Source organism: Streptomyces sp. NPDC006012 (assembly GCF_042871185.1).
In the GTDB taxonomy this organism is placed as follows: domain Bacteria; phylum Actinomycetota; class Actinomycetes; order Streptomycetales; family Streptomycetaceae; genus Streptomyces.
Genome location: NZ_JBIAIE010000014.1, coordinates 114,723 through 139,850, shown reverse-complemented (window position 1 = coordinate 139,850; position 25,128 = coordinate 114,723). Strand labels below are relative to the sequence as shown.

General features: G+C 71.0%; 19 protein-coding genes. 7 read left to right on the top strand and 12 right to left on the bottom strand.

Annotation, left to right across the window (positions count from 1 at the left end):
• The first annotated feature begins 67 nt into the window (after positions 1 to 67).
• Complete coding sequence (locus ACFYPJ_RS23705; protein WP_389020504.1) at positions 68 to 1,315, top strand: sensor histidine kinase; 1,248 nt, start codon at positions 68 to 70, stop codon at positions 1,313 to 1,315.
• 31 nt (positions 1,316 to 1,346) lie between these two features.
• Positions 1,347 to 1,982, top strand: coding sequence for a response regulator (locus ACFYPJ_RS23700; protein WP_389020501.1), 636 nt, complete (start codon positions 1,347 to 1,349; stop codon positions 1,980 to 1,982).
• A 22-nt stretch (positions 1,983 to 2,004) separates the two neighbouring features.
• Here ACFYPJ_RS23700 and ACFYPJ_RS23695 read toward each other — a convergent pair whose 3' ends face one another.
• The 3 genes from ACFYPJ_RS23695 to ACFYPJ_RS23685 all read right to left on the bottom strand — a co-directional run bounded on the left by ACFYPJ_RS23695 (position 2,005) and on the right by ACFYPJ_RS23685 (position 4,741).
• Positions 2,005 to 2,283, bottom strand: a complete 279-nt coding sequence (locus ACFYPJ_RS23695) for a BON domain-containing protein (protein ID WP_389020498.1) — start codon at positions 2,281 to 2,283, stop codon at positions 2,005 to 2,007.
• Between the two features lie 291 nt (positions 2,284 to 2,574).
• Positions 2,575 to 4,074, bottom strand: coding sequence for a sensor histidine kinase (locus ACFYPJ_RS23690; RefSeq protein ID WP_389020496.1), 1,500 nt, complete (start codon positions 4,072 to 4,074; stop codon positions 2,575 to 2,577).
• Positions 4,061 to 4,741 carry a response regulator transcription factor gene (locus ACFYPJ_RS23685; RefSeq protein WP_389020493.1) on the bottom strand — a complete coding sequence of 227 codons (681 nt, stop codon included), beginning with the start codon at positions 4,739 to 4,741 and terminating at the stop codon, positions 4,061 to 4,063. Before ACFYPJ_RS23685 ends, ACFYPJ_RS23690 begins: the two co-directional genes overlap by 14 nt.
• Before the next feature lie 128 nt (positions 4,742 to 4,869).
• Here ACFYPJ_RS23685 and ACFYPJ_RS23680 point away from each other — a divergent pair, with 128 nt between their 5' ends.
• Complete coding sequence (locus ACFYPJ_RS23680) at positions 4,870 to 6,402, top strand: hypothetical protein (protein WP_389020490.1); 1,533 nt, start codon at positions 4,870 to 4,872, stop codon at positions 6,400 to 6,402.
• A gap of 286 nt (positions 6,403 to 6,688) precedes the next feature.
• A complete protein-coding gene (locus ACFYPJ_RS23675; protein WP_389020487.1) occupies positions 6,689 to 7,108 on the top strand; it encodes a hypothetical protein in 420 nt (139 codons plus the stop codon).
• A gap of 29 nt (positions 7,109 to 7,137) precedes the next feature.
• On the opposite strand, the gene ACFYPJ_RS23670 is transcribed toward ACFYPJ_RS23675, so the two are convergent.
• Positions 7,138 to 7,332: a hypothetical protein gene (locus tag ACFYPJ_RS23670; RefSeq protein WP_389020484.1), complete on the bottom strand. Its 195-nt coding sequence runs from the start codon at positions 7,330 to 7,332 to the stop codon at positions 7,138 to 7,140.
• Between the two features lie 546 nt (positions 7,333 to 7,878).
• On the opposite strand from ACFYPJ_RS23670, the gene ACFYPJ_RS23665 reads away from it, so the two are divergent.
• From ACFYPJ_RS23665 to ACFYPJ_RS23655, 3 genes are all read left to right on the top strand, one after another.
• Complete coding sequence (locus ACFYPJ_RS23665; RefSeq protein ID WP_389020481.1) at positions 7,879 to 8,475, top strand: GNAT family N-acetyltransferase; 597 nt, start codon at positions 7,879 to 7,881, stop codon at positions 8,473 to 8,475.
• 180 nt (positions 8,476 to 8,655) lie between these two features.
• Entirely contained in the window at positions 8,656 to 9,663 is a 1,008-nt protein-coding gene (locus ACFYPJ_RS23660) for a hypothetical protein (protein WP_389020478.1), read from the top strand.
• Positions 9,660 to 11,003, top strand: a complete 1,344-nt coding sequence (locus ACFYPJ_RS23655; protein ID WP_389020476.1) for an MFS transporter — start codon at positions 9,660 to 9,662, stop codon at positions 11,001 to 11,003. The genes ACFYPJ_RS23660 and ACFYPJ_RS23655 overlap by 4 nt, the downstream gene beginning before the upstream one ends.
• A gap of 103 nt (positions 11,004 to 11,106) precedes the next feature.
• Here the strand turns inward: ACFYPJ_RS23655 and ACFYPJ_RS23650 are convergent, their stop codons facing one another.
• The 8 genes from ACFYPJ_RS23650 to ACFYPJ_RS23615 form a co-directional block, all read right to left on the bottom strand.
• Positions 11,107 to 15,441 (bottom strand): trypsin-like peptidase domain-containing protein, encoded by a 4,335-nt coding sequence (locus ACFYPJ_RS23650; protein WP_389020473.1) that lies wholly within the window; start codon positions 15,439 to 15,441, stop codon positions 11,107 to 11,109.
• 36 nt (positions 15,442 to 15,477) lie between these two features.
• Complete coding sequence (locus ACFYPJ_RS23645; RefSeq protein ID WP_389020470.1) at positions 15,478 to 15,837, bottom strand: CU044_2847 family protein; 360 nt, start codon at positions 15,835 to 15,837, stop codon at positions 15,478 to 15,480.
• Between the two features lie 112 nt (positions 15,838 to 15,949).
• A complete protein-coding gene (locus ACFYPJ_RS23640) occupies positions 15,950 to 18,793 on the bottom strand; it encodes a M48 family metalloprotease (RefSeq protein ID WP_389020467.1) in 2,844 nt (947 codons plus the stop codon).
• Positions 18,790 to 19,353 (bottom strand): hypothetical protein, encoded by a 564-nt coding sequence (locus ACFYPJ_RS23635; protein WP_389020464.1) that lies wholly within the window; start codon positions 19,351 to 19,353, stop codon positions 18,790 to 18,792. The genes ACFYPJ_RS23640 and ACFYPJ_RS23635 overlap by 4 nt, the downstream gene beginning before the upstream one ends.
• Positions 19,354 to 19,784: 431 nt before the next feature.
• The gene (locus ACFYPJ_RS23630; RefSeq protein ID WP_389020689.1) at positions 19,785 to 21,692 is read right to left on the bottom strand and encodes a flavin monoamine oxidase family protein; all 1,908 of its coding nucleotides are present in this window, start codon (positions 21,690 to 21,692) and stop codon (positions 19,785 to 19,787) included.
• 455 nt (positions 21,693 to 22,147) lie between these two features.
• Positions 22,148 to 23,083, bottom strand: coding sequence for a LysR family transcriptional regulator (locus ACFYPJ_RS23625; protein ID WP_389020461.1), 936 nt, complete (start codon positions 23,081 to 23,083; stop codon positions 22,148 to 22,150).
• Between the two features lie 121 nt (positions 23,084 to 23,204).
• The gene (locus ACFYPJ_RS23620; RefSeq protein ID WP_389020459.1) at positions 23,205 to 23,819 is read right to left on the bottom strand and encodes a TetR/AcrR family transcriptional regulator; all 615 of its coding nucleotides are present in this window, start codon (positions 23,817 to 23,819) and stop codon (positions 23,205 to 23,207) included.
• A 102-nt stretch (positions 23,820 to 23,921) separates the two neighbouring features.
• Positions 23,922 to 24,635 (bottom strand): SDR family NAD(P)-dependent oxidoreductase, encoded by a 714-nt coding sequence (locus ACFYPJ_RS23615; protein ID WP_389020456.1) that lies wholly within the window; start codon positions 24,633 to 24,635, stop codon positions 23,922 to 23,924.
• Positions 24,636 to 25,128 lie beyond the last annotated feature (493 nt).

Genomic DNA, 25,128 nt, shown 5'->3' with positions numbered 1-25,128 from the left:
ACGGGACGCGGGTTCCACCTTTCGATGGAGGCCCGAGAGGTTCCGTCTTCGTAGCCTGGGAGGCACTGTGAACGCCACCGCCCCCACCCTGACCCCGACCACCCGGGTCCTGGCCTGGTGCCTGCACCTGCTGGTATTCGGCCTGCTCGCGCTGGCCGCCGGGCGGGCCGTGGCCGACGGCCGGCCCCACGTCGGACCGGTCGTCGCTTCCGCGGCGGCCTGCGCTCTGGTGTACACGGCCGGGCCCGTACTGCCGGGCGTACGCCGCTCGCGGCGGGCCGCCGCGCTGTGGCTGACCGCCGTGGGCGGCGTGTGGCTGGTGCTGCTGGCCCTGTCCCCCGACGCCGTATGGGTGGCGTTCCCGCTGTACTTCCTCCAGCTCCACCTGCTGCCTCGTCGTACCGGGCCGGCCGTCGTGGCCGCCACCGCAGCCGTGGCCGTCGCCGGCTACGCCGCCCACCAGCACTCCTTCAGTCCGGCCATGGTGATCGGTCCCGCGCTCGGCGGCGCCGTCGCGGTCGCGGTGGTGCGGGGGTATCAGGCCCTGTACCGGGAGAGTGAGGAGCGCAGGCAGCTGATCGAGGAACTCACCGCGACCCGGGCCGACCTGGCCGATGCCCAGCACGCCGCCGGCGTACTCGCCGAACGTGAACGACTGGCCCGCGAGATCCACGACACCCTCGCCCAGGGCCTGTCCAGCATTCAGCTGCTGCTGCGGGCCTGTGAACGTGCCCTTCCCGACCGGCCCGAGGCCGCCGCCCGGCACGCGGAGGCAGCCCGGCAGGCCGCGGTGGACAACCTCGCCGAGGCCCGCCGCTTCGTCGCCGCCCTCAGCCCGCCCGCCCTGGACGGCACCACCCTGGCCGACGCCGTGGCACGGCTGTGCGCCACCACCAGCGCCCGGCACCGGCTCGCCGCCCGCTTCCGGCTCACCGGCGACGCCGCCCCGCTGCCCATCGCCCACGAGGTCGCCCTGCTGCGCATCGCCCAGTCCGCCCTCGCCAACACCGTCCGCCATTCCGGGGCTGCCGGCGCCGAGGTCACCCTCAGTTACTCCGGCGAGCACATCACCCTGGGTGTCGTCGACAACGGCTGCGGTTTCGACCCCGGCCGGCTCGCCGCCCCCGACGTCGAAAGCGGCGGCTTCGGCCTGGCGGCGATGCGGGCCCGGGTGGACGCACTCGGCGGCGCCCTGACCCTCCGATCCGCCCCCGGCCACGGCACCGCCCTGACGGCCCGGCTCCCCCTCACCCCGCCGACGAGTCCAGAACCGACCCATGTCCCGGACCCGCCCATGACCAGAACCAACCCATGACCCGGACCCGCCCATGAACCAGGACCCGCCCATGACCACGACTCCCATCCGCCTCCTGCTGGCCGACGACCATCCCGTGGTACGGGCCGGGCTGCGTGCCGTACTGGAGACCGAACCCGGCCTCGCCGTCGTGGCCGAGGCCGCCACCGCCGAGGCCGCCGTCACCCGCGCCGCCGAAGGTGACATCGACGTCGTCCTCATGGACCTGCAGTTCGGCGCGGGCATGGGCGGCGCCGAGGCCACCGCCCGGATCACCGCACGGCCGGGTGCGCCCCGCGTGGTGGTCGTCACCACCTATGACTCGGACGCCGACACCCTTCCCGCCATCGAAGCCGGCGCCACCGGCTATCTCCTCAAGGACGCCCCGCCCGAAGACCTGGCCGCCGCCGTACGCACGGCCGCCGTCGGCCGCACCACCCTCGCCCCCACCGTCGCGGACCGCCTCATGAACCGGCTGCGGACCCCCGGCACCGCCCTGACCCGGCGCGAGACCGAGGTCCTCACCCTGGTGGCCGAAGGACTGTCCAACCAGGCCGTCGGCCACCGCCTCCACCTCACCGAGGCAACCGTCAAGTCCCACCTCGCGCACGTCTACACCAAACTCGGCGTCGACTCCCGTACCGCCGCCGTCGCCGCCGCAACCGGCCTCGGCCTCATCCGCCGCTGACCGGAAGGAGGGTCGGGGAGGGTCAGAGAAGCCGGGTTCCCGCGGTCCCCGGCTGATCCGGATCGCGGCCCGGGTGGGTCAGCGGTCCCATGAGTGCGCAGTCGACGTCCACCACTCCTTCGACGCTGCGTACCAGCCGCGCCATGACGGGCACGAGCGTGGCGTCCCGGACGCGGCCCGCCAGCGTCACGACGCCGTCGTGCACCTCGACACGCAGCGGCTGGGACGGCGCGACGAAGAGACACTCGACGACATTGCGGCGTACGTCCTCGGCGATCTCCTCGTCGCTCCGCAGGAACACCTTGAGCAGGTCGGACCGGCTGACGATGCCCGTGAGCCGGCCCGCGCCGTCGGCGACGGGCAGCTGCTTGACCCGTGGCGGGCCATGGCCCGCGCGGCGCAGGCCAAGGTGGCGTCCCCGGTCACGGTGATCGCGGGCGTGCTCATGAGCTGGTCGGCGGAGACCGCCGCTGCCTTGGCAGTGCCTGCCCCGGATGTGCCGGGTCCCGGTTGCCGTCGCCGTCCCGGGTCTCTTCCTTCGCCAGCAGATCGGCTTCGGAGACGACACCGACCACCCGCTGGTCGCCGCGCGTCATTTCCCGGCCGGGGTGGGGGCTCGGGGAAGGCGTAGCCGGAAGCATGCTCCGAGGGTCCGGGGGGTGAGGGTGAGGGTGCCTCGGTGGCGGTGGGCCAGGTCGCGGGCGATGGCGAGGCCCAGGCCGGTGCCGCCGTGGTCGCGGGAGCGGGCGTCGTCGAGCCGGACGAAACGTTCGAAGATGCGCTCGGCGTCCTCGGTGGGCACGCCCGGTCCGTCGTCGTGCACCGTGAGAACGATCCAGGCGTACTGGTTCCGGACGGTGATCTGGATGCGGTGTGCGGCATGGCGGGCGGCGTTGTCGATGAGGTTGCGCAACAGCCGTTCGTATTCGTCGGCGTTTCCGTGTGCGTATGCGGGGGCGGCGCTGTCGCAGGTGAGGGTCAACGGTCGTCCGGTGAGGGGGTATTGCTCGGTCAGCCGGAAAGCGAGGGCTGTCAGGTCGACGGTTTCGGGGCCGGCTATGGGCGTGCGGGTGTCGAGGCGGGCGAGGAGCAGCAGGTCCTCGGCGAGAGCCTGGAGGCGGCGGGTCTGCCGTGCGGCGGTGGTGGCCGCGGCCGGCCAGTCGGTGCGTTCCGGGTAGGCGAGCGCGACTTCCAGGCTGGCCAGCAGCGTGGTGAGGGGGCTGCGCAGTTCGTGGGCGGCGTCCGCGACGAAGCGGCGCTGCTGGGCGGCGGCGTTGTCGAGGCGTTGGAGGGTGGTGTTGATGGTGGTGGCCAGGGCGGTGATCTCGTGTCCCGTGGCGGGGACGGTGACGCGTTCGCGGGGATCGTTCGCGGTGACCGACGCGGTGAGGGCGCGGATGGCTTCCACCGGCCGCAGCGCGACGCGGACGGTGAAGTAGGCGGCGGCGGCGATCAGTACGAGGCCGACGAGCCCGGCCCACAGCAGCAGGCGGTCGGTGTTCTTGGTGATCGCCTCGGCTGTGTGCGGGAGCACCACCGCATAGACCCGCAGCGTGGCGTCGGCGGTCACGCCCAGCGCGGCGGCCTTGTCACTGCTCAGTTCACCGGCCCAGATATCGGTGTACAAGACCATGTAGGTCCCGCCGGCCCAATCGGATCCGTCCCGGGGGTAGTAGTCGCGGCCCACCGGTATGCGGATGGGACGGATCGTATAGCTCCAGCCCGCACCGCGATCCGGATCCGGTGGGGCGGAGAGCGCGGAGGGGGCGGGCAGCACATGGCGGGTGCCGGGATCGAAGTCGTCCATGCCTCCGCCGTAGGCGACAGCGGAGCGCCGGCCGGTCGCGACGACCTCGTACGGCATGGCGCTTCTGCGACTGGGAACCACACCCTCCTTCAGCTGATCGGCGAGAGCAAAGAGAGGTTCCCGGGCCTGGTCTTCGGCGAGCCGCGTGCTCTGGCGGTAGACCTCGTGGTGCACGCACCAGCCGATGCCGACCAGGATGACGGCGGCGGTCGAGGCGGCGGCCAGGGCCGCGCGGGCTCGTACCGAACGCGGCCACCAGCGGCGTCGCGGCTCAGTCGCGTTCACGGTCGTCCACCAGCCGGTAGCCGGTACCCCGTACGGTCTGCAGGGACTGCCGGTGGAACGCGGCGTCCACCTTCTTGCGGAGGGCGCTGACGCGCGCCTCCACCAGGTTGGGATCCTGGGCTTCGTCGGGCCACGCGTGATAGAGCAGATCCGTCTTGGAGACCGCCTGGCCCGCCCGGCGGGCCAGCAACTCCAGCACGGCGAACTCCCGCGGTGTGAGTTCCACTCGGGCCCCGGCCCGGCGGCAGACCCGGGCGGCGACGTCCAACGAGAGGTCGCCCACGGCAAGGACGGGCGGGGCGGCCGTGGCGGCTCGTCTGACCAGGGCCCGCAGCCGTGCGACGAGCACCAGGTAGGAGAAGGGTTTGGCCAGGTAGTCATCGGCCCCCGTGTCCAGGGCCTCTGCCTGGTCCCAGTCCCCGTCCTTGGCGGTGAGTACCAGGATGGGGGTCGCGTTGCCCTCCCGGCGCAGTTGGGCGCAGACCTTGTAGCCGTTGAGTCCGGGCAGCATCAAGTCCAGTACGACAAGGGCGTATTCGCCGGTCCGGGCCATCCACAGTCCCTGTCGGCCGTCATGGGCGAGGTCGACGCTGTAGCCCTCGGCGGTCAGACCGGTGTGCAGGGTGTGGGCAAGGTCCACCTCGTCTTCGACCACCAGGATGCGCATGTGGTGCAGCCTCGCACAACGCCGGTCCGCCTTCCTGATCGGCCGGTCAGGTCGGGTCAGCATCCGGTCAACGAGGTCCGGGCACGCTGGCGGAGTTTCTCCGCCACTGCTGAAAGGCCCTGCCGCCGATGTCCCTTGATGAGCGTGCCCCCGACGTGGCCAGGAAGGTACCCCCTCCCGTACCCGCCCGTCGGCAATCGCCGAGCCCGGCCAGGGCCGTTGTCGTCATCGCGCCCTTGTCGCTGACCATCGCTCTGGGGCTCTGGGGTATCCGCAGGAAGAACAGTATGTGGGGGGACGAGTCCGTCACCTATCAGCTCGCGCACCGCGATCTTTCGCAGATATGGCACACCGCCCAGCATGTCGACCTGGTCCATGCCCTCTACTACGCCGTGATGCATGAGATCTTCGGTCTCTTCGGCGGAGGGCTGCTGACGTTGCGGCTGCCGTCCGTGCTGGCGATGTCCGTGGCGGCGAGCGGAGTCGGGCTGCTGGCGCTACGCCTGGCGGGAGCCCGTGCCGGGCTGCTGGCCGGGCTGGTGTTTCCGCTCCTCCCCCAGGTACAGAAGTACGCGCAGGAAGGCCGCTCGTATGCCATGGTCTGTGCCCTGGTCACCTGGGCCACCTATGCGCTCGTGGTCAGCGTCCCGCATCGCGCCCGGTGGCGGTGGGCGGTCTATGGCTCCACCATGCTGCTGGCCTGTCTGCTCCATGAGTTCGCGGTCCTCGCCCTGGTTGCGCACGGCGTCACACTGGTCGTCTCCCGGGTTCCACGACCGGTGCTGAGGGCGTGGAGTGTGGCCGCCGCGGGCGTGGTGGCCGGGCTGTTGCCGCTGGCGATCCGCAGTGCGGGGCAGTCGGAGCAGGTGTCCTGGATCGGCGGACCGGTGCGGCTTCGGTATTTCCTGGTCGTGGCGGTCGTGGGCGTGGTGTGTGCCCGAGTGCCCCTGGGGGTGAGGGGGTCCGTGCGGCTTTCCGTGCTGGCTGTGCCGATTCTTGTGCTTCCGGGCCTTCTGCTGCTGATCGCTTCACTGGTCAAGCCGCTTTTCGTCGACCGGTATGTGCTCTACAGCAATATCGGAATCGCCGTGCTGCTGGGCGCCTGGATGGACTACTTCCACCGGCTGCAGCGGTCTTCCCGCACCGCGTGGATCGCGGCGGTTGCCGTACTGGCCGCGCTCGTCCAGCCGAGCCTTTCGCTGAGGACGCCCCAGAGCCGGAGCAATGACGTCACCGCCATCGGCGCCACCGTACGCGAGGAAGGCCGTCCCGGCGACGGGCTGCTCTATCTCTCCGGCCTGCACCGGGCCTGGACGGCGGCCAACCCCGAGGACACCCGTTTCCTGACGGATCTGGCCCTGGCACAGGATCCCGTTTCGTCGAACACACTTGCAGGTGTCGAGCTTCCCGCCCGGGAAATTGCGGCACGCATGCTGGAATTCGACCGGATCATCGCGGTCCGCGACCCGGCGGGGGCGCACGCGCCGGCCAACCCGCAGGAGGAAGCGAAAGCGAGCACCCTGCGGCGCCACTTCCGCGAGTACGGAACAACCCAGGTCAACGGGGCGCGAGTCACCGTCTATGTGCGGGACCACGACCCGTCTTGGAAGGCCGGTCCTCGGTCCGACAGCCCGGGAGCGGGCGATGGGGTGATGAGGTGACCGCGGCTGGTGCCGGCCGCCGAGCCGGACACCTGGGGACGAGCCCGGTACCACGCTCGTGCAGATCACCGGTCGTCGACGGACCATGCCTGTGCCCGAAGGTTCGACGCTCAGCTCAGGTTGAGGTTCCTGGGCCGAGGATCCCTCGGGATTCGAGGGAGGGCGTATCCGGCGAACTGCACAGTGAGTGCAGTCGGGCTGACAGTGGTTCACGCATGCCGTTAACCTCCCTGCCATGTCATCCCAAGGCCGCAGTGCCGGAACCGTCTTTTGCATCATATTGGCGATGCTCAGCATGACCACGGCGGTGATCCTGTCCGCGGTCGCACTGACCGCGACCTCTCAGGTACCTGATCAGCCGCTGGACAAATACAGCAACAAGGTAGATCTTTTCGAGGATGCCGACTGCGACACCAAGGGACCGGACACCCCGCCCGATCAGCCTCTCTTGGACTGCCTCTTTGAGCACCAGTCGACCATGCAGAAGGATGCGGCGTTCTGGGAGAGGGAGGTTGCGGCGCGGCAGGCGGGCATCCAAGCAAAGGGCAACCTGGCCATCATCTTCGGCTTGCTCGGGGTGACCTTCGCGGTCTGCGCCCGGACGTCCGGCAGGGGCAGCCGGGCGCCACAGACCACCGGCACCTGGGCAACCCATCCCACCCCGGGCGGGGCGCCCACACCTACCCAACCCCCCTCGCAGCCATAGCCCCGGCGTTCAGAGCAACTGGCGTCGTTTCACTTGATGGGCCTGCGGTAGCTGATGAGGGCGGCGGCTGTGTCGACGAAGACGGGGAAGTGTTCGGCCTCGCCTTCGTAGCGTCGGGGCAGGCGGCGGCAGCCGGCGAGCCAGGGCGCCGTCCTCTCGACGACCCAGCGGTGGCGGCCCAGCCGGGTGGCGGCCGGCGATGCGGTGGCGGATGCCTCGCTCACGGAGCGCGCGTTCGACCACCTGCATGGGTTCCGTCGGCTGCGGACCCGCTGGGAGATCCGCGACGGAGAATGCTGCCGTTTTCGTCAGCGGTCCTAAGTACGCCTCTGGCGAGCCCAGTTGTCCGCACTTGCACGCAACACCCTTACATTCACCGCACGTTAGGCACCGACGGCGGCAGAAGCCGACACCCACCGCTCCACCCCCGCCCCTTGCCTGTCATCCGGCGGGCACCGTCACAAGATCTGCACCCATATCCGCAGACCCCGCAAGGTTCACGGGAACCCGTTGATCGTCGGCTCCCGTCTAAGGGAAAGGGAAGTCCGGCGATCCCGGATCCCCAACATCAACACCCCCGCAGGGGGTAGAACTGCTGCTCTCCCGGATGCACCGGCGTCGCAATCCGACGTCCTGTCACCCCGGGCGACCTGAACGCTTCAGCATGCCCTCATGCCCTGCGGGCAGGCCGAAGACATGCGGTTCCGTACCGCCGCCGGGGCCACGGCACTACCCATCCATGACCATAGAACCAACTCAGGTGAAACTCCATGCCTTCTACCGACACTCTTGAAACCATCGACGACATCCGCTCCCGTTTCTTTCCCGTGCGGCTTCCGGGCGCGGGGAGCGGCGTCGGCCGGTGCGTCGACGAAGCGACGTTCCGGGAGGCCGTCGGCCACATATACGCGGACGTCTTCCCCGACCGGGACGCCCACCCGTACCGCCCCAAGTCGGATGAACTGGTCGCGGAATACCGCCGGATGCACCAGGAACGGATCCTCATGGAGGACGGCGACGGCAAGGTGATGGGGTGGCTGAAGGGCCGGATGGCCGACCCCGACACCTTCTACCTCGGCACGAGCGGAATGCTGCCCGAATACCGCTCGCAGCGCCTCGCCGCGCTCTGCTACAGCAAGCTGCTCGACTACCTGGAGGCCCTCGGGTACGAGCGGGTGACCTCCGAGCACCACCCGAGCAACCGCACCGCGATGATCTTCCAGCTCAAGCACGGATTCAGCATCGAGGGCATGAGCCTGGACGAGCGCTGGGGACCGATGGTCAAGATGGTGCGCTTCTTCGACCGGGACCGTCAGGCCGAGTTCGACCGTCGTTTCGGCTTCGAGCAGTACCCGAAGGGCGCCTGACCCTGTTCCCGGCCCACGCGCCGCACATCTGGTCCACGACCGACTGACCCACCGGCAGGGCGCCCGCCGCCACCCTCGAAAGAGCGGCGAACCCCGGTACCGGAATGGCGTCCAGGTGCGTGCCCGGCACCGGGCGCCCCGTACCCGCACCGCCCCCACTCAGCGATCCGATGAGGAACCGTGCACATCACCTATCTGCTCGCCACCGGCAGCAACGCCATCTACGACGGAAAGTACAGTCAGCGCGGGCGCTACCACACCTACGGCCAGCAGAGCTTCGTCCTCGACCTGATAGGCACGATGAGCAGAGCGGGCCATACCGTACGGCTCATCGTCGACGATCCCCACAAGTTCGCCCTGACCTCGACCTTCCGCCGTATGGACTCCGTCACCGTGACGGAGGAGATCGATCCGTCGGGCAAGACCGATCTGATCCTGGTCGACGAGGTGCCCGACGAGATGCTGAGGCAGTTCGACGAGTACGTTCCGGCGTTCAGAATCGTCCACCACGCGGGGCGCCGCTCGTCCGACTACCTCGTCGCGCGCTGCGCGCGCTTCCTGTGCATGACGGAGAACGCGCTGTCGCTGCAACGGAAGTACCTCCCCCAGGATCAGGCGGTCCTCGTCCACCAGGGGGTCGACCTGGAACGCTTCCCCGCCGTCGACGCCACGGGCCGCCGGCCGAAACCGCGGGTCCTGCTCTACTGCCGCCTGGACTCGGGGCGCGAGGCCGTCCTCGGCCGGATCATCGAGAACATCGACCGCGAGGAGATCCTCCTGTACGTGGCGGGCGACGGCCCGGGGTTCTGGGAGACCAGCGACCGCTTCGGCAGCGAGATCGTCCTCATCAACCACATGCCGTGCCAGTCGATACCCAACCTGCTCGGGGAGATGGACGTGGTCATCTCCCTCGGGCGCGGTGCGATGGAGGCCATGGCGACGGGGATTCCGACCCTGTGCGCGGGCCACGGCTACGCCGGCCTGATCACGGCGGACAACATCGCCTCGCTCCTGCGGTACAACCTCACCGCCGTCGGCAGCGACCGGGACCCGGCCCTCGTCATGGAGGACATCCGCGAGGCACTGGGCGTCGACCGGCACGGCGTACGGGCGCTGGCGGAGGAGCGGCTGTCGGCCGGTGCCTATATGGAGGACGTGTCCGGCCTGTACGCACAGGTCGCCGGATGACGGAGGAGACATCGGGCGGGACGGCAGACGCCGCGCCCGGGGTACGCGCGCCGGGGCTCTTCGCCTCACGCAATCCACGGTTCTACTACGCCGGGTTGATCGTCTCCCAGGTCGGCACCAACACGCAGTTGGTGGCGCTGGGCTGGTACACGTACCAACTCAGCCACAACGCGCTCGTACTCGGTGTCGTCACCGCGGCTCCGATCTTCACGATGCTGCTGCTCAGCCAGGTGGGCGGCCTGGTCGCCGACCGCTACCCGCCGCGCCGGATCCTGCTGTGCAGCCACTCCCTGCTCACGGTGCTGGCCCTGCTGCTCGGCCTGCTGGCGTACAGCGGCTCGCTTGAGGTGTGGCACCTCGTGGTCAGCGCACTGTGCGTCGGCAGCATCAACGCGATCGGTCTGCCGGCGGAACAGGTCTTCGTCTCGGAGGTCGCGGGCGACGCCCTGCTGAAGAAGGCGGTCACACTCAACAACGTCATCCTCAACCTGTCGTTGGTCGTCGGCTCCAGCGCGGCAGGACCGCTCATGGCAGCAGTGGGTCTGGGCGGGGTCGTCCTGCTGAACGCGCTCTCCTACCTGACGATGCTCACGGCGCTGCTGCTCATCCGCCCGGCGCGACTCCACGTCCGTGCGGCGCGGCCCGGCAGACGCCCCCGGGTGCGGGGCGCCTGGGGATACGTGTGGCACAGCCCCGTCCTCACCCTCCTGCTGCTCGTCATCGGGATCGTCGGCCTCTTCGGCACGAGTCTTCCCTCACTGCTGCTCCTGCTGTGTTCCGGCGAACTCGCCGCGCACGCAGGGGCGTACGGCATTCTGCTCTCCGTCATTTCCGTCGGTTCCCTCGTCGGTGCGTGGCTGACCTGGCGTACCAAGGTCGTGCTGGGCACGGTCCTGGTGAGCAGCCTGCTGCTGGGGATCCTCGAACTCGCCACCGCGGCCATGCCGTCGCTGCTGACCCTCGGCCTGGTGCTGCTGCCGGTCGGTGTGGTCTCCCTCGTCCTGCGGGCGGGCCTGCTCAGCCTGGCGCAGCTTCAGACGCTGCCGGAGTTCCGTGGCCGGGTGATGGCGATCTTCCAACTCGTCTACCGGGCGGGCTGGTTCCTCGGCACCCTGATCGCGAGCTGGCTGGCCCAGGCGTGGGGTCCCCGCCCGGCGATCGCGTTGGGCGGGGCCGCGGTGACCCTGCTCGTCGCGGCGGTCGTCCTGGTGATGACGGCGTTCCGCGCCATGTCGGTGTCGGTGCTCACCCAGCGGGTTCCCCGCATCAGCATCGATCTCGCGCCGGAGCCCGAGGGCCGCCACCGGCGTCCTCCCCGCCACATGGCCGCCGATTCGTGAGGTCCGGCGTCCGCCAGGGGTCCTTCTGACGGATCCCGGCGGCGTCGCGGAGATGCGTCAGAAGGCCCCGGTAGTGGCGGATCACGGCGGGGCCTGGTCCGGTTCAGCCGCAGACGTCCGTCCGGGCGGCATCCGGGGCCAGGTCCCGCTCGTCCGCGGTAAGGGTGCGACCGGCCACCGCGCAGAGCCGGTCGGTCCACACCTTCGGGTCGAGGGGCAGGGAGAACGCGTCCGAGTCGTCGACCAGGCCCAGGCGGTCCGCCGCCCGGGTCAGGCCCGCCGTGCCGCCGTACCCGGGAGTGAAGTGGTACAGCTCGGTGGCCTTCGGCACGTCCCACAGCGTGAACGTGTTGAGGGTTCCCTGGGTGAACAGGCGGGACGGGGACGCGAAGAAGCCCAGCCACTGGACGCCCTGGTAGCTCAGGCGGTGCCAGGTGCGCTCGTCCATGTCCCACACGCGCAGGGATCCGTCGTAGGACAGCACGGCGAGCCAGCGGCCGGTGGGGTCGAAGCCGAGCTGCTTCGCGGTGACGCCCGCCCCGGATTCGATGGTGGTCACCTCGCGGCCGCTCCGGAAGTCCCACAGGACGATCCTGCCGCCCGGGGTGCGCACGGCGGCCTGGGAGTGGCCGGGGCGGGCCACGGCCCAGGTCCCGGCGGCGGCAGCGGCGATGTCGGCGGGTTCCTGGACGGCCGGGCGGTAGGTCATGCCCGTCCGCTCGCCGCGGGAGAGGTCCCATTCGGTGACGTACGAGAGCGCCGATATCACCGCGCGACCGGGCGAGAGGAAGGTCATGGTCGCCGATTCCGGTGCGAGCCCGGTGCGTCGGTCCTCCTTGGCGGGATCGATACCGGGCGGACCCGGCAACTCCAGCCGGTGCGTCATCGTGAGCGTGGGCTGCCCGGCGGCCGTGGCCACGTCCCAGACCAGCGTGGCACGGCCGTCCGCGGTCGTGGTGAGCGCCCGCCTGCCGTCCGGGCCGAACGCCGCGTAGACGCGGGCCAGTTCGGCGGGCGAGCGCACGGCGGCGAGCTGGCGGTGGGTGCGCAGGTCCCACAGCCGCAGCACCCGGCCGTCGGCGTCGACGCTGAGGATCCGGTTGTGGTCCGCGTCGACGGTTCTGATCCGGGCAGTGAGCATGGAACTGTCGAAGGCACTGGGCGCGTGGATCCGGACGATGACGACCGTGCCGCCGGAGCTGACAGCGGCCCGCAGGTCTCCGGGTGGTCCGGCCAGCGACACCGACGGCAGCAGGTCCGCGCCGGTCAGCGCGGTGTCCTGCTGGGTGGGCGCGGGCAGGTCGATGGTGGCCGGCCGTCCCTCGGCCAGGTCGAGCACCAAAAAGCGCATCCTGCCCAGTGTGTCGCCGAAGCGCTGGACGGGATTGAGCAGGAAGCGGCCGGTCCGGTCCAGCCGAGGCACATATAGGGGACAGATGATCGAGAGCTGCTCGGTGGAGTACCGCTGGGTGACCGTCGGCTCACCGGTCAGGTTCCAGTCCTCCAGCACACCCTGCGGTGTGCAGCGCACCAAGGTGCTGCCGTCGCCGCTGACGGTGACGGCGCCCGCGGGTGTGGTGCCCCACGGGCCCGAGTCGCGGTGTCCGCTGCCGAGGTCCCAGCGGACCAGCCGTCCGACCGCGGGGTCCTGCGTACCCGACTGCGCAACGATGCGGCCGATCACCGAGCCGGCGTCCGCGCCGAACCACGCCTGGGCCACGTTCCACCCCCGCGGTGCGGTGAGCGTCCTGCCCACCCGCCGGCCGTCCGAGGTCCGCCACACCAGGACGCCTTCGTACGGCAGCGCGGCCAGCAGCCGCCCGCCGTCGGCGTCGAAGCGCACGTCGTCGGCCGGGCGCGCGTTGCTGCGGGCCTGCTCGGCACTGCGCAACTCGATCGTCCGCATGGAGGTGCCCTGGCCCGTGCGGACACCGATCGACACCACCCCATGGGCGGACGACCGTGCGGAGATCCGGCCGTCCGGGGACAGGGCGACGGTGCGCGGCACCGACGTCTTGATGATGGGCGTCGGCCCGGGTGTGCCCGGGCCGCTGAGGTCGAGTCCCAGGATGGGGCCCGAGTCGAGGCCGACGTTGAGGCGTCGGCCGTCCTCGCTCAGGGCGACGCCCTCCACCTGGCCGCGGCCTTCCACCGCCACCCGCTCGACCTGCCGCAGGCGCAGGTACTCCTCAAGGAGCGCGGTGCGCGCCTCGGGTTCCTCCGCCGTGCGGTAGGCGGCGGCGGAGAACAGCGCGGAGGTCACGACCGACACGTCGTCCAACTGCTGGGCGCCGGTGGCCAGTTGCCTGGCCGCGGCGGTACGCAGCCGGTCGCCGAGTTCGCCGTTGGTGAGCGTCAGCTGGAGGGCCGCGAGGACGGCGAGGACGGTCACCAGGGCCAGCACCGTCGCGCCGCCGCGTTTGAGCCGCCTCTCCCGTGCCTGCCGGGCGGCCTCTTCACTGCGGCGCCGCAGCCCGGCTTCGACGTACGTCCGCTCCTGCGGTGTCAGCTCCGCCGCCCGGGCGCGGAGTTGTTCCTCGGCCGTCTCCAGCGGGGCGCCGCGCAGGAGCTGCTGGGGGCTCTCGCCGCTCTCGCGCCAGCGCTCGACGTCCTGGCGCAGCCGCTCCCGCCAGAGGAGGAACCGTTCGTTCTCCACGACGTGCCGGTGCAGGGTGGGCCAGGCGGCGATCAGTGCCTCGTGGGCGATCTCCACCGTCTGGCGGCGTTCCGGGTCCCGGCCGGTGACCAGGATCCGCCGTCCCGCCAGGGCCTGGGCGATACGCCAGCGCTCCTCGCCCGCCTCGGCGCGGGTGAGTCTCTGCCGCAGTGGGCCCTCGCCGCCGGGCAGGACCCGCACCAGGGAGGCGAGCAGCCGCAGTGCCTCGGGGCGGTCGTCGTCCGTGACGCAGTCGGCCCAGGCCCGCTCCGCGTACCGGCCCAGGGCCCCTGGGACACCGCCGATGGCATGGTAGGTGTCGAAGCCGAGCCGTCCGGGCCGCCGCTTGTCCCAGAGGAGTTCCAGGACGAAGCCCAGCAGCGGAAGCGCACTGGGGCGGTCACCGGCGTCGTCCAGCATCTGCTGGACGAGACCGGGGTCGTAGGTCCACGCCGGAACCGTCGCGAGGGGCCGGCGGATCACTTCTTCCAGCTGCTCGCGGGTCATCGGTGCCAGCATGCTGACGTGGGCGCGGCTGAGCGTACGGCCGATCGCCGGATCGGAGAGCGCGGTGTCCAGGAAGTCGGCCCGCAGGGTCAGCAGGACCCGCAGGCCGTCGGCGGGCCGGTCGGGAAAGAGCAGCTTCGCGACCTCGTCGGCAGGCCGCTCGGGGTCGGCGAAGAGGGCTTCGGCCTGGTCGAGCACGACCAGGAGGCGGGGCTGTCCGGTGCCGAGCGGCCGGCGCGCGGCCTCGGGCAGCCCGCACTGCCGCAGGAGCGCCTCCGCCTCGGCGGCGCCGGCCGCGTGCCCGGCGCCCTGGGCGCCGTTCCCGGCGATCCGTGACAGCTCCGCCGCGAGCGCCGCGTACAGGGAGAGGCCGGCGACCGGCCGCACCACCAGCACCTCGTGTCCCGACCGGCGCAGGCGCGGTGCCACGCCCGCCAGCGCCAGCGAGGACTTTCCGCAGCCGGACGGCCCGACGAGCAGGACGCGGGGATGGCGGTCGAGCAGCGCGGTGAGCTCGTCCGCTTCGGCGTCCCGCCCGAAGTAGACGTGTACGTCGTCCTCCCGGAACGCAGCCAGGCCACGGAACGGCGAGGGCGGGTCGAGCACCGGCCGCAGGACGGGGAGTTCGGCGAGCAGCGCCCGGGTGGGGATCATGAAGCCCTGGCGTGCGCCCGCGAGCTGGGCGCGGGCCACCATGCCGACGACCGCGCCGGTCCGCTCGTCCCAGACCGGGCTGCCGCTGAAACCCTCGTCGACCGGAACGCCTTGCGGATCGGCTCCGGAGAGTTGCACCCAGTTCTCCGCCGTTCCGCCGCGCAGCCGGCCGGCGTGCCACACGCCTCCCGGAAAGCGCCTGGTGAAGCCCAGCGCCCGCACGGGATGGGCCCAGGTGTCCACCGCCTCGACGACGGGCAGCGGCGCGGAGTGCGGCAGCGGCGCGGCCAGGCGCAGGACGGCGATGTCACCGGAGCCGTCGGCCCGGGCCGGCACCCAGTGCTCGATACGGGCCACCGTGCAGCCGCCGCCGGCCAGCGGCAGGTCCACGACGATCTCACCGGTCGGCGGTGACGGATCGGAACGCGGTGCCCCGAGCGCGTCGGAGACCACGTGTGCGCAGCTCAGGACGAGATCGGGAGCGCAGACGAAGCCGGCGCCGCCCACGGGGCCGTCCCGTCCCGCGATCCGCACCACCGCGGACGCGAGGACCGCGTCCGCGCCGTCCGCGCCGCCCGCTCCGTCCGGCGGGTCCGGCTCCGTCGTCGCTCCGGCAGGCACAGCTCCCCCTACGTCCCCGTCATGCCCCACGAAGGGTCAACTCCCGCTGTCAGTCTCGTCGATGGCTGCCGCCGCGTCACTTCTGTTCCAGGTCAGGCTGACCGAGAAATTCGCCTCCGTCGCGGTACTGGCGATGACGACATCCGCCTCGGCGGAGAGCGACACGCCGAACTGCACCGTGACCTCGTCGGGAGCGCGCCGCATCCCGCCGAGCCGCTCCACGAAGCTCTCGGCGACGGGCCGCACGGTATCGAGCAACTGGCCGAAGGAGCGCACCGCACGCGTGGCACCATGCGATCCCCGGCCCACCGGCACCAGCGCATCGTCCCTCTCCCGGATCTGCACCCGCACGACGCCACCGCTGCCGTCGTCCAGCGGCACTTCCACGATTCCCATACCCATGTCCCTTTCCGTTCCCCGTCGTCCGTCGTCCCGGGCCTTCCCCCGGATCGCGCGCGGTGCTCAAGCCCCTTTGCGCACCTGCGCGCGTCCACCGGGCTGCGCGCGGTCACGGGGACGGCAGTTCACCGCCGCCCGCGACGTCCCTGATGTGGACGGACGCCTTCTGCCAGTCGACCGCGCCCGTCACGATCTGCTGGACGGACAGCGCGAGGGCGGTCGCGTTGCGCGCTTGGGTGCTGTCCTGCCCCGCGGCGGGCGTGCCCGTCACCGTGACGCAGCGCCGGGTCCCCTGACGCATCGTCGACAGCGCCGACGCCCACTCCTTCTGCAGGTCCGCGAGCGGTACGGGGAAGTACTGTCCGGCGTCCGCGACCGTGCTGTCCACTGCGGCGCAGATACGCCGGTAAGCGTCCCAGTCCGGCTGCGCACCCTGCTGCTGCCCGTCGCCGAGCAGGCGGGTCAGCCGCTCCAGGGCGTGCCGGATCCGCTGGGACCGCTCGTTGCCGCCGTGATACATCCAGGCCCATGCCTGCCAGGACCGCATCCTGGCCCGCTGCTCGGGGGACCTGACCGGCTGTTGTCGCTGCGGCTGGGCGCGGCTCTGCATGAACTCGTCTGCGCTGACGGTCACCCTCGGTGAGGTCACGCCGGTCAGCAGGAGCGCCGGCACGCTCAGGGCGAGGAGCAGGCCGGTGCCGAGCAGGGCCGGCCGGCGCAGGGCGGAGAGCGAAGGGGCGGGCCAGGCGGGCACGTCGGTGGGCCGGCCCCGCACCGTCCGTACCGCCCAGGCCGCTGCCGCGCCCACCAGCGCGGCGCAGGCGACGGCCAGCACCGTATCGGCAAGGGTCAGGACGATGACGCGGCGGGCGTGCTCCGTCCCGTTCGAGGCGTTCCACCCGCAGGTGTGGGTGGCGTTGTTCAGCGGCCCGAGGCAGCCGTCGGCGGAGTAGAAGAGGAAAGCGGCGGCGTAGGCCATGAGTTGGGCCACCTGCCCGGCGATCAGCGCACGGGGCATCCAGTGCCGCCGGGAGACGGCGGCCACCACCGCGGCTGTCACCGCCGGTGCCGCCACGGCCACCACGATCGTCCACCAGGTGCTGACGAGGAAGAACGGACCGGCCCGTTCCGGCCGGCCGACCGGGCCGTGCGCGTGCAGGGCGGCCAGGGCCACGGCCAGCGCACCCCAGGACAGCAGGCCGCCGGCCACTCCCCAGAGCAGGGTGCGGCGCAGGCGGACGCCGGCCCGTACGCGCTGCGTGAGCATGAGCACCAGCGGTGTCAGCCACAACAGGGCCGCCGCGCCGATGGTCAGCGCCTCGTTGAACAACGGGGTGAGCATCGCCATGCCGACTGACAGCACCCGCAGGTCGAAGGAGAAGGGCGACCAGTCACCGGGGACCACCTGCTTGTAGTAGGTCTCCAGGGCTGCGTTCACGTCGCCCGCGCCCAGGGCGATGCGTTCGCCGCCCAGCCGCCACCACTGCAGTCCGTCCCACAGGAGTACGACGGTCGTCAGGACGCACACCGCGGCGGCCGTCCACCGCCGCCCGCGCGTGGGCAGGCCGAGCGCCAGGTTCAGGCTCTGCGACCACCACACGACGGGCACGGCGGCGATGAACAGGAAGGCCAGCAGGTACAGCGGCTCGGGCAGCAGCCAGTCGCTGCGGTGCAGGTTGCTGACGACGTAGTCGCCGGTCATCAGCCCGAGGCCGAACCAGAGGCCGACGAACGCGCCGGACTCGGCCCGCCCGTGGCGCGACCGCCTGCTGCGTACGACTCGCAGGCCCAGCACCGAACAGGGAACCGCCGCCGCCAGCACGACCGTGATCCAGATGCTCGTCCCGTAGGGAACGGCCTGCACGGCCGCGGCGAGGCCGGCCAGCAGTGCCGCCGAGGCACCGGTGAGGAACATCTCCACCATGGTGATCCGCGCCGAGCGTTCCGGATCCGCGAGTGCCAGTCGGCGTTCCGCCCAGTCCGGGTGGGTCCGCAGCAGGGCGGTGGCCCGGCGCAGCCGGGACGGCACCCGGCCCGGCCGCTCCGGCTGGTACCAGCCGGCGGGATGCGCGCCCCACGTCACCGCTTGCAGGTCGGCCTGCAGCTCCCGTCGGCGCAGGAGGTCCGCCCGGGCCAGATGGACGAGGGCGGCGAGGAACAGCCCGAACACGATCTGGGCGAAGAACAGCTTTCCCCCGTTCCAGAACGGGGACTCCGTGCCGGTCAGTACCAGGACCACCAGGTAGGCCACGAGGGCGAACTGCGGGACGAGCGCACCGAGGACGAAGGCCCGCCACAGGGCCGTGCCGGCATAGGCGTAGTCCACGTCCCGCTGGTGGAGATGGGCCAGTTCGTGCAGGACGACCGCGCGGAAGCCCTCGGGGTCCACACCTCTGCGGGCCAGCAGACCGGCGTGCAGGCTCACGGTGTAGCTCCCCGCGCGCCCGAAGACGCACGCGCCGGCGGTCATCCGCCTGGGGTCGACCCGGAACCGTACCCGTGAGCGGATCATGGCACGTTCGCACAGCGCGGCGAGTTCGGCCCGCAGGGCGCCGTCGGCGTCGACGGCCTCGACCGGAACGAGCCGGTGGGGACGGTTGCGCCACACGGGCAGCAGCCAGTAGATCGCCGCGGCGACGGCGAACAGCACGAGTGTGCCGATCACCCCTTCGTACGACGTGGGCTGCGCGCCGATGCACTGGTCGAACAGCTTCATGCGGCTGGTGATGGCGTTGATGTTGTCCGCATCGGCGCTGGACGGGTCGATGCCCGCTGCCAGCATGCAGCCGAACGCGCCTTTCAGGGGCTCCTCGCTGGAGTCGGACCGAATGTTGTGGAAGCTCGACAGCACCACGTCGAGTGTGGTGGCGCCGGCCGCCACGACGAGGGCCACGAGCAGGGCGAACCGGGGACCGGTCCCGTTTCCGCTGCGCAGCGCGTTGAGGAACCTCACGAGGCGGCGCCGGACTGCCCGGGGCGCTCGGCAGGCTGGTGCGCCGGCTGACCGGTGGGCGGTGTCGGACCGTGCGGCGCCGCCGGCCGGGGCGTGGAGTCCTGCGGCGTGTCCTGGGAGATCGCGATGCGCGCCACGACACTGTCCGCGAGCGCCTCGGCCGCGGCGTCGGGCATGCCCCGCTCCTTCGCGCGGTCGCGGACATGTGTCCGCACGGTCGCCAGCTGACCGGCGTCGAGGACGGTCATGACGCGGTTCGCCTCCGCCGGGTTGCGGCGCAGGAGTCGGCTTACCCGCTCTCTGCCGCGGGTCAGCACCGTGTCCGATGCTCTGTCGACCGTGTGCCGGACGACCTGGTCGAGGACCATCCAGACGACGGGTGTGACCACGGCGGCGGCCTCCGCGTAGCCGAAACCGAGTGGTTCCTGCTTCTGCCCCGTCCGGTTGAGGACACGAAGGGCCCGGTCGTCGTCGAAGTCACGGAGACTGTCGAGCACGGGAACCTCGTGCGGCGCTTCCTGCACCACCACGTGGCGCACCAGCTCACGTACGTACGTCATCCCAACCCCCATTCAAGGACGCGCTGTTCGAGGGTATTGCAGAACAGCGGAGGCCACCGGGGGCTCGGGGAAATACCTGTAGCGCGAAGTGAGGACACTCAGGTCGACAGGGTGCGTACGAGCCCTGGCCCGCGAGTGGATCTCCTGGTGGACGGCGTTGGCGCGGACGGTGTGCAGGACCCCGGGCGCCGATGGGGCGAGGACGGAACACGGCCCGGTCGCCGGCGGATCGGGGCCGGACCTGCCGTACGTCGACGGCGGGCCCGGACCCGTCCCGGACTGTGCGTGCCGAGGCCGACGGCGGGCCCGGACCCGCCCTGGACCGTGCATGCCGGTGATGGTTGCCGGGCCGCGGATGGCGTCTGCCCGGCCGGGTGGCCGGAGGTCCGACCGGACACCGGCGACGCCGCGCCCGCCACCGTGCACACCGGTCAGCCCGTATGGACCTTCAGCGCGGTCCGGACCGCGGACTCAAGTGCGCCTTCGATCCAGGCCGGTTTGACGGAGGTGTGGTCCCCCGCGAAGTGCAGCGAACCCTCCGACGTGGGAACGTCGGGGAAGAGTTCGGTGTGCTGGCCGGGGAAGAGGACCGATGCCTCGCCGTAGGCGTAGTGGTCGCGCATCCATGACTGTGTCTTGCACTTGTTGGTGAAAAAGACCTCGCACCGGCGGCCGAAGACCGCCTGCACCCCGGCGAGTGCGCGCAGGTACCGCTCGTCGTCGGCGAAGGCGTCCCACTTGAGTGCGTCGTCGGCCCAGCTGTAGGAGGCGAGCACGATGCCTCCGTCGCTGCCCTCCATGGGATGCGCGTGCTCGAAGTACATGAATCGGTTGGCGTTGTCGCTCACATTGCCGCCGCCCCGGATGTGGGCGGCCTCGGGGTCGGCGCCGGTGGGGCGGAAGGAGGCGAAGCACTTCTTGAGTTCGCCCGGGATCGTCACGCGCAGGTCCGTCACGGACTTGTGGGCGCCGAGGTATCTGCCGTCCTTGACCTTGCCCGCCCGGTACTTGTCGTAGAGGCCGTCCTCGATGGAGTTCAACGCCTTCTTCCACTGCGCTTCGGTGAACTCCCACCAGCGCTGGGAGAACTCCAGCAGCACCTTGGTCGCGGCGTCGTAGTGCAGTTCTGTGACGGCCCGGCGTTTGCCGTAGGTGAGCGGCGGGTCGAAGGCCACGTGGCGCAGTCCGGCGAAGGGGACGGTGAGGATCGCCTCATCGCCCTCGAAGACCTCCGTGACACCGCCCCGGCCGGTCTGGCAGTCCTCGGAAACGGTGTGCACCCGGACTTTTCCTGCGGCGCGTTCGATCCGCACCGCACGCCTGTCGAGCCGCACCTTTCCCTTCACGGGCGCGTACATCGCGTCCGCGAGCAGCGCGGTGCCGCCCTTGATCTCCCAGAACCTGGTCTTGGGGTCGATCAGCGCGGCGGACAGGAAGCTGTGGGTGAAGGAGAGGTGCAGCCGCGAGGTCACGTTCTGGACGGTGCCGACGAGATCGATGGTCCTGATGTCGAGTTTCCCGACCTCGGTGAGGTACCGGTACATGGACCAGTGGCCGTACCGCTTGAGGATCTCGGCCCATCCGTCCACGAGGGCGGTCCCCTGCTTGCCCCGGATGAGCCGGTGCGCGGGTTCGAGGGCCGCCGCGAGGATGGCCGCGGCGGTCTTGGTGCGAAGGGGACCCGTGACACCGAAGGTGTCGTTGATCTTCTCGGGGTGCTTCTCGTAGTCGGCCCGGCGCATGTGGACGCCGTTGACGTGGATCCAGGCCCGGTTGGCCTGCTTCGCCGGGTTCTCGACCTCCACGTCCACGAGGTAGAACTCCTGGAGGGGAAGCTTGTACTTCTTGAGCAGCGCCATGAGGAGGGGGTGGCTCTCGGGCAGCCGCATGGCCCCGGCCTCGGCGTACTGCCTGGGGTCGGCGAAGGGCTGCTCGCCGTTCTCGTGGCCGCCCTTGCGGAAGGTCTTGATACGGCCGCCGACGCGGTTGCCGTTGGCCTCGATCACGACGACGTCGTGGCCCGCCCGGTTGAGCAGGTCGGCGGCGAGCAGACCGGCCGGTCCGGCACCGACGACCAGGACCCGCTTCGTCGCCTTCGCCCGGCGTGCGGGCAGTCCGTTCTCGATGGCCTTCAGATAGGCCGGAACAAGGGATGTGTCGTTGTCGTCGTAGACGGCGATGGCGCGGGCGACCGTGGTGTACGCCTTGGGGTCGGTGCCGGGCGGCGCCGCCGCCGGTGCCGAGGCGGGCGTGACGGCGGGGCTCAGCGCCGTGGCAGGCGTGGCGGAGGCGGCGGTCAGTCCGGCGGCGAGCGCACCGGCGCCGCTCGCCCTGACCATGGCACGTCGCGAGAGCCGCGCGCCGCGCGAACGGGGCGAAGGCTGCGAAAGCGGGGAGGGCTGCGAGGGCTGCGAGGCGGTCAAGGCCGCCGGCTCGGGTTGCTTCTCGCTCGGTGTGTCCGCGTTCTCCGGGCCGGAAGTGATCGCGTCTGGGGTGCTCATGTCGTATGTACTCATCGCTTATCACATTGGGCGCATGAGCAGCACACGACCAGCGGCTTGACACGGACGGGAACGGTAAACCACTCGCACGGTTAGATGACACCAAGTTATTCGCCAACGGCCTTGTGGATAAGGGGCGTTCGTTCTCCTGTGGCTGACAACAGGGCGTTCGCTCCCCCGCTGACGAGAACGGGACATTCATGCTCCCGCTCCCACGGCGTGCCGCGTACGGCGCGCGCCGACACCGCGCTTCCCGGTCGATCCCGCCACGGTGATCGCGGGCGCGGTGGTGTTCAGCGCGGCATCACCCAGTCCGGCCGCCAGGTCCCGGGGGCGTCGTGGACGGCCGCCGTGGTGGTGAGGTGGGTGCGGAGGGTGGCCAGCGCCGGATGGGGGTTGTCGCGGCGCCAGAGGAGCGAGTGCGGGTAGACGGGCGTCGGGTCGGTCACCGGGATGCGGCGCAGACCGTGGCCGGCGGGCCAGACGTGCCGGGTCCGCTCGCCCATGAAGGTGGCCAGGGCCGGGGTGCCGGCGATGGTGTCGAGGAGGGCGTCGGAGCCGAAGTTGGGGCCGGTGACCTCGATGGTGAGGCCGAACTCGGCGACGAAGTCGTCGTAGTAGGCACGCCACTCGGTACCGGGGACGACGCCGGGCATCCAGATCCGGTGCCCGGCGAGCTGGGCGACGGTCACCGAACGGGCGTCCGCCAGCACGTGGGCCGGGCCGGTGAGGAGCTGGAGCGTCTCGTCGAGCACCCGGACGGAATCGATGTCCTCGGGAAGGGGCCGGCCGGGCATGGCGACGGCACGGAAGGACGCGTCGATCGCACCGGACCGGATGGCGGTGACGGCCGTCTCGATGTCCAGCAGGGTCATCACGTCGAGATCGATGTCCGGGTGCGCCTGGTGGAAGTCGCGCAGGAGGCCCGATGCCGCGCCGCGCGAAGCGATCATGTCGACGCGCAGCGGACGGCGGCCGGGACGCACGGACGCGACCGCGCGCTCGGTGACCCGCAACAGATCACGCGCGTGGGGCAGGAACGCCTGCCCGTCGATGGTCAGCTCGGCGCCCCGCGGCGTGCGGGTGAACAGCCGCACGCCGAGGGTGCGCTCCAGCGCGGCGATCCGCTTGGAGACGGCCTGTTGGGTGACCGCCAGCTCCGCGGCCGCCTCCTGGAACTGCCCCACGTCGGCGACGACGACGAAGGTCCGGACAGTGTCGAAGTCCATGCCGACACTCTATGAGCACAACTTTTGGTTGTGGCCGGCCGGTCCGGCGGTTGTCCGTTCTCCGGGTGCGGTTCCTGCGGACCGGGACACCAGCCCCGCGTGGCACCAGAGCCGTGACTGCTCAGGCGGTCACCGTGACTGCTCGGCCGGCGGAGAGCAGTGACAGGCAGTTCTCCCACAGGACTTCGAGGCGCTGGGTGTTGTTGTAGAGCTTGGCGAACAGCACCTGGCCCTCAAGCTGGGCGACGATCGACCGGGCGGCTTCCCCGGTGTCGGTGACGGAGACCTCTCCGCGCTCGCGGGCCTCGGTGATGACCTCGTCGACCATTTTCACCTGGGCGTCGAAGATCTCCTTCAGGCGTTCGCGGATGGGTTCGGTCTGGTTGCTCAGTTCCAGGGTGAGGTTTCCGAACATGCATCCGGAAACGGTCCCGCAGCTCTGCTGGCCCTCGCGCAGGCCCGCCTCGGTCTCCTCCATCAGTCGGCGCAGTCGCCGCAACGGCTCCGCGTCGTCCCGCAGGACCCGGGCCCAGTCGCCGCACTGGCTCTCCCACTGCTGGTCGATCACGGCCAGGGCAAGCGCCTCTTTGGACTCGAAGAAGTAGTAGAAGCTGCCCTTGGGTACGTCGGCGGCCTTGCAGATCTCGGCGATACCCAGTGCGGTGTACCCGCGCTGCTCGATGAGCGAGTGCGCGGCGGTGAGGATCTTCTCCTTGGCATCACTGGTGCGTCCCATGACAAAAGTATACGACCGATCGTCTATACCGGATGTCGGATGCCGGTCCCCGGGCGCAGCACGCGGCGCCCGGGGCCCTCGGGGACCTGGGGGACCCTGGGGTCAGTGACCGGCGCTCTGGCCGCCGTCGACGTGGAGGACCTCACCGGTGACGAAGGGTGCGTTCTCCAGGTAGACGACCGCGTCGGCGACGTCGCTGATCTCACCCATGCGCGCGACCGGGTGCAGCGCGGCGAGCGTCTCGTGGTGCGCCTCCGGGTGCATGGGGGTCTTGATGATGCCGAGGGAGACCGCGTTGCTGCGGATGCCGCGGGTGGCGTACTCGATGGCCAGGGCCTTGGTGGCGGAATGCAGCCCACCCTTGGTGAGGGAGGCGAGCACCGACGGGACGGCCGAGTTGGCGTGGTCCACGAGGCTGGTGCCGATCTGGACGATGTGACCGCCTCCCTGACGGAGCATCTGCTCGGCGGCGAGCTGGGTGATGCGGAAGAACCCGGCCAGGTTGACGCCGATGACCGTGTCGTAGTCCTCCTGGGTGTACTCGGTGAACGGCTTGGCGACGAAGAGGCCCGCATTGTTGATGAGGGTGTCGATGCGGCCGAAGCGCTCGACGGCGGCCGCGGCCACACGCTCGGCCGTGGCGGGGTCGGCGATGTCGCCCTGAACGGTCACGACATCGGGATCCTGCGAGGGGGCGATGGTGCGCGACGTGGCCACGACGGCGTAACCGAGCTTGCGGTACGCCTCCACCAGACCTGCGCCGATGCCCTGGGATGCGCCGGTGACGATGGCGACCTTCTGACCGGAAGTACTCATGAGTGTCCCCTCTCCGAATGGTTGTGCGCTGCGACTGTGTGTCGGCTCGCGAAGGACAGTAGACGACTGGTCGACTATTTTCAACGCCACCCTCACCGCCCCCGGCGCTACCGAGTCCTGCGACCCCGCGACAGGTCTGCCACCTGCGGCGGGAACCCGCACCTGCGGAAGAAGGCAGCCGTCCCCGCTCGCCGGGAGTGACCATCCGGCGCACGGCGGGCCGCACGGGCGGTGCGATTCCATGGTGGGCGCCGCACCCGAGGAGCGCATCCGCCCGCGCCTCTCGGACCGGGAGCAAGGACGCGGGCCGCGCGCCCCGGCCTCGCCCCGGCGGCCCGGAGCCGTCCCACACCCGTCCCGCCGCCATCCGGCACCTGCCCCGTACCCATCCCGCTGCCATCCGGCACCCGCCCCGGAACCGTCCCGTACCCGTCCGCACCCAGGCCGGGCACCCGCGCCGCGAAGGCCGCGTTCCGTAGATTGCTACTAGCCG

Bases quoted from the DNA above. Each gene is read 5' to 3' on its own strand.
- ACFYPJ_RS23615 (WP_389020456.1), bottom strand. From the start codon at position 24,635: ATGAGTACTTCCGGTCAGAAGGTCGCCATCGTCACCGGCGCATCCCAG.
- ACFYPJ_RS23620 (WP_389020459.1), bottom strand. From the start codon at position 23,819: ATGGGACGCACCAGTGATGCCAAGGAGAAGATCCTCACCGCCGCGCAC.
- ACFYPJ_RS23635 (WP_389020464.1), bottom strand. From the start codon at position 19,353: ATGACGTACGTACGTGAGCTGGTGCGCCACGTGGTGGTGCAGGAAGCG.
- ACFYPJ_RS23625 (WP_389020461.1), bottom strand. From the start codon at position 23,083: ATGGACTTCGACACTGTCCGGACCTTCGTCGTCGTCGCCGACGTGGGG.
- ACFYPJ_RS23665 (WP_389020481.1), top strand. From the start codon at position 7,879: ATGCCTTCTACCGACACTCTTGAAACCATCGACGACATCCGCTCCCGT.
- ACFYPJ_RS23630 (WP_389020689.1), bottom strand. From the start codon at position 21,692: ATGGTCAGGGCGAGCGGCGCCGGTGCGCTCGCCGCCGGACTGACCGCC.
- ACFYPJ_RS23700 (WP_389020501.1), top strand. From the start codon at position 1,347: ATGACCACGACTCCCATCCGCCTCCTGCTGGCCGACGACCATCCCGTG.
- ACFYPJ_RS23685 (WP_389020493.1), bottom strand. From the start codon at position 4,741: ATGCGCATCCTGGTGGTCGAAGACGAGGTGGACCTTGCCCACACCCTG.
- ACFYPJ_RS23680 (WP_389020490.1), top strand. From the start codon at position 4,870: ATGTCCCTTGATGAGCGTGCCCCCGACGTGGCCAGGAAGGTACCCCCT.
- ACFYPJ_RS23675 (WP_389020487.1), top strand. From the start codon at position 6,689: ATGCTCAGCATGACCACGGCGGTGATCCTGTCCGCGGTCGCACTGACC.
- ACFYPJ_RS23645 (WP_389020470.1), bottom strand. From the start codon at position 15,837: ATGGGAATCGTGGAAGTGCCGCTGGACGACGGCAGCGGTGGCGTCGTG.
- ACFYPJ_RS23655 (WP_389020476.1), top strand. From the start codon at position 9,660: ATGACGGAGGAGACATCGGGCGGGACGGCAGACGCCGCGCCCGGGGTA.